Consider the following 3,308-nt stretch of genomic DNA (forward strand, 5'->3'; position numbering starts at 1 on the left):
AGATCCCTCCTGCGTCGGGACAAGAAAGATCCCTCCTGCGTCGGGACAGGGTTTGACGTGTTGCGTTCGACGCCCAAAGGCTCGCTGGTCGTCTGCCAGGTCAGTGCCGGCGTCTTAACGCAACCTACACCCAGATTACCCCCCTGCGCTGCTGGCCCGCGCGGCCTCGCGTTAAGTGTAGGTTGGGTTAGGCGCGCTGTTGGATCCCGAAGCACAATGACAGGGCTGAACGCGCCGTAACCCAACACACCGGACTTGTCCCGACGCAGGAGGGATCTTTTCCCACAACCAACGCCAAATAACCCAGGACCGCGCCCGGACCGGCACGGCGTCAAACGCGGGCGTAACGCAACACGATGCTAGAATCCGTTTTAACCAAACAGCTTCTGAGGATGAGGAAAAGTGAGTAACCGTCAATCGGATGTGGACTCAGGAGTACGCGTTCGGGTGTTGTTCGTGTGCATGGGCAACATCTGTCGCTCCCCCACCGCCCAGGGGGTCTTCCGCAAGCTGTTGGAGAGAGAAGGATTGCAGGGGGTTATCGAGACCGATTCGGCGGGAACCCATACCTATCACGCTGGGGAGCCTCCGGACCAGCGGGCCCGGAAGACGGCCCTGCGCCGCGGGATCGATCTGAGCGATTTGCGCGCCCGTCTCGTCGAGCCCGAGGATTTCCTGCGGTTCGAGTACGTGCTTGCCATGGATCTGGGAAACTTCCATGATCTTTCCCAGATCTGTCCGCCTGGGGCCGAACCCAAGTTGAAGCTGTTCATGGATTTCGCCCCGCACTGGCGGATCCAGGAGGTCCCGGATCCCTACTATGGGGTCACCAGTGGCTTCGAACGAGTCTTCGATATGGTGGAGGCGGCGTCCGTGGGTCTCCTGGCCGATATCAGACGCAGGTTTTTCCAGCACCCAACTCCACCCTATTCTGCGTTCTCAGACCCGTAGGGTGGGCTGTGCCCGCCAGCTGAGCACGGTATTGGTGGGTACAGCCCACCCTAGGGTCACATGCGGAATATTCGGAAACGGGAGTCAGGGGGCGTTGACATTAGACCCGAGCGCGGGGATTGCAGGCTTATCCGCAGGTTCGCGGGTTGTTTCGTCCCCGAGAAATCCGGGGGAGCATATTTTGAGCGAAGACTGGCTGGATACGATCAAGTGGGACGCTAGGGGCCTGGTCCCCGCCGTCGCCCAAGAAACGGGTAGCGGAGAGGTCCTGATGTTGGCCTGGATGAACCGGGAGTCCCTGAAGCTGACCCGGGAGACGGGGCATGCGGTCTATTGGTCCCGCTCCCGCAATGCGCTGTGGCACAAGGGTGAGGCCTCCGGTCATCGGCAGGTCGTCCGCGCCATCCGGGTGGATTGCGATGCCGACGTGGTGCTGTTGGAAGTAGAGCAGAAAGGCGGTATTGCCTGCCACACCGGCCACCACAATTGCTTTTTCCGCGCGCTGCGCGCCGACCGGTGGGTGGAGATCGCCCCTGTGCTCAAGGACCCGGACGCTATTTACAATCAACCCTGAATCCATCATGAACGACATCTTGGAACGCCTGTCCCGAATCCTGGAAGCGCGTAAACAGGCCGACCCGGACAGCTCCTACGTGGCGGGACTCTACGCCAAGGGGCTTGATGCCATCCTCAAGAAGATCGGCGAGGAGGCCGCCGAGACCCTGCTGGCCGCCAAGGACGGGGTACCGGACCGGATCGTCCATGAAGTGGCGGATCTCTGGTTTCACACCCTCGTATTGCTGGCGCAGCAGGGACTGGGACCGGATGCGGTGCTGGAGGAGCTGGAGCGGCGCTTCGGCCTCTCGGGACTGGAGGAAAAGGCCCGGCGCCGGACTTGAGCCGGAAAGAAAAAGCCGTTTTTTGCCGCAAATGAACGCCAATGAACGCAAATCGGTCAAGCCCACGTAGGGCGGGAAAGCGCAGCGCATCCCGCCAAAAACCTTCCGGCGGGTTGCGACCGTCCCTGGTCTTACCCGCCCTACGAGCTCTCCCGGCGGGAGGGTGTCGCAAAAACGGTGGCGTCAGTTGCCGGCCTGTGAAATTTAAACCACAGAGAACGCAGAGCATTGGCCGATTCCTTTCTCTGCGTTCTCTGTGGTTCGAAATGACTTTTGCAACACCCTCGCTAGCTCAGTAGGAAGATCGAGTCAAACAAGATGGGTGTCCTTTTATATGCTTTTATATGGCTTTGAGTTTATAAGGCAAAATCCATCATTCACTTCCCTGAAGTTTCTTAATTGTCCCTTCCAGGCGAAATGCTCTTAAGCCTATTAGCATGTTTATTCGATTTACAACCGAGCCTGTAAACTCGTAAACCTAACCTTATTCGTCAGGCTTGTTGTGCCAACATCAGTGATAGTATACCGATTATCTTACCGGGACTGTCCTCTATACTATAGTCTCTCAAATCAATATAAATGGTATTAGCCTCTAACTTCAGAAATTTCCAAGCGATACCCGACGTGACTGCTCCATATGTCACAGGAATCTCATTACCCTCTTTCTCATTAAACACTCTAACTGCCACCATTTCTGCAATACATTGTCCCAGTCCACCCATGATGTTTTCATTTTTTGCTTCTACAATTGCTATCACAGGAGATTTTATAAATAATTGCTCCGGAGAAAGACTAACTATGAAATCGCAAAAACCGGTAAGATTTTTATCTTTATCTACGTTAAACTCTATACCGGAAAAAAAGCTAATTTTCCTATCAAAAACTTTTCTTATCTCGATCAAAGCATCGGATATTATCAATTCAGAACGTGCTTTTTCTGTGTTTATGGCTACGGCTAATGGTATATTTTCCTTCAAAGTGGAAGCAAAATATTCGCTAACGGAAGATTCTTTTACGTCAGCGAAGATGCCGATTTGCTCTACTATGTTTAGTTGAAAATCTTTCTGGACCCGCCTGATGTCAAAGTCACTATACGGCATCTTTCATACCTTCAATTTCAGTCACGTTAGCTCCAATACTGCCTAACGGCTTGGCTCAGGCGCCCAATGCCGCGCGGCACTGAGCTTGAAAGTTGTTCTGAGGAGCCGGACCGCGGCATTGGGTCGCTTGCAGCCGAATGTTAGGCGAATGAGCTATGAAAAACGACTCATCAATTGAGCCTGGCCCCTTTTTTCTCTCGGCCTTATAGTTTTTTAATCTCTTCGATTGAAAGCCCTGAAGTTTCAGCAATGATCTTTATGCTGATGTCTTTTTGCTTCAATGCCTTTGCTATTTCAATAACCCTTTCTTTTTCTTTCTTTTCTCCAAACTGAATCCCTTCTTTTAATCCCTCTTCTT

General features: G+C 53.5%; 4 protein-coding genes. 3 read left to right on the forward strand and 1 reads right to left on the reverse strand.

What is annotated here, in order from left to right:
• Positions 1–402 precede the first annotated feature (402 nt).
• From BQ17_RS12925 to BQ17_RS12935, 3 genes are all read left to right on the forward strand, one after another.
• Entirely contained in the window at positions 403–951 is a 549-nt protein-coding gene (locus BQ17_RS12925; protein WP_256091596.1) for a low molecular weight protein-tyrosine-phosphatase, read from the forward strand.
• Between the two features lie 181 nt (positions 952–1,132).
• Complete coding sequence (gene hisI, locus BQ17_RS12930) at positions 1,133–1,525, forward strand: phosphoribosyl-AMP cyclohydrolase (protein WP_089727706.1); 393 nt, start codon at positions 1,133–1,135, stop codon at positions 1,523–1,525.
• A gap of 7 nt (positions 1,526–1,532) precedes the next feature.
• Positions 1,533–1,850: a phosphoribosyl-ATP diphosphatase gene (locus tag BQ17_RS12935; protein ID WP_089727707.1), complete on the forward strand. Its 318-nt coding sequence runs from the start codon at positions 1,533–1,535 to the stop codon at positions 1,848–1,850.
• A gap of 491 nt (positions 1,851–2,341) precedes the next feature.
• On the opposite strand, the gene BQ17_RS12940 is transcribed toward BQ17_RS12935, so the two are convergent.
• Positions 2,342–2,950, reverse strand: coding sequence for a hypothetical protein (locus BQ17_RS12940; RefSeq protein ID WP_089727708.1), 609 nt, complete (start codon positions 2,948–2,950; stop codon positions 2,342–2,344).
• Between the last annotated feature and the right edge of the window lie 358 nt (positions 2,951–3,308).

It is taken from the genome of Candidatus Thiosymbion oneisti (assembly GCF_900092655.1).
GTDB classification, from domain to species: Bacteria; Pseudomonadota; Gammaproteobacteria; order Chromatiales; family Chromatiaceae; genus Thiosymbion; species Thiosymbion oneisti.

Bases quoted from the DNA above. Each gene is read 5' to 3' on its own strand.
- BQ17_RS12935 (WP_089727707.1), top strand. From the start codon at position 1,533: ATGAACGACATCTTGGAACGCCTGTCCCGAATCCTGGAAGCGCGTAAA.
- BQ17_RS12940 (WP_089727708.1), bottom strand. From the start codon at position 2,950: ATGCCGTATAGTGACTTTGACATCAGGCGGGTCCAGAAAGATTTTCAA.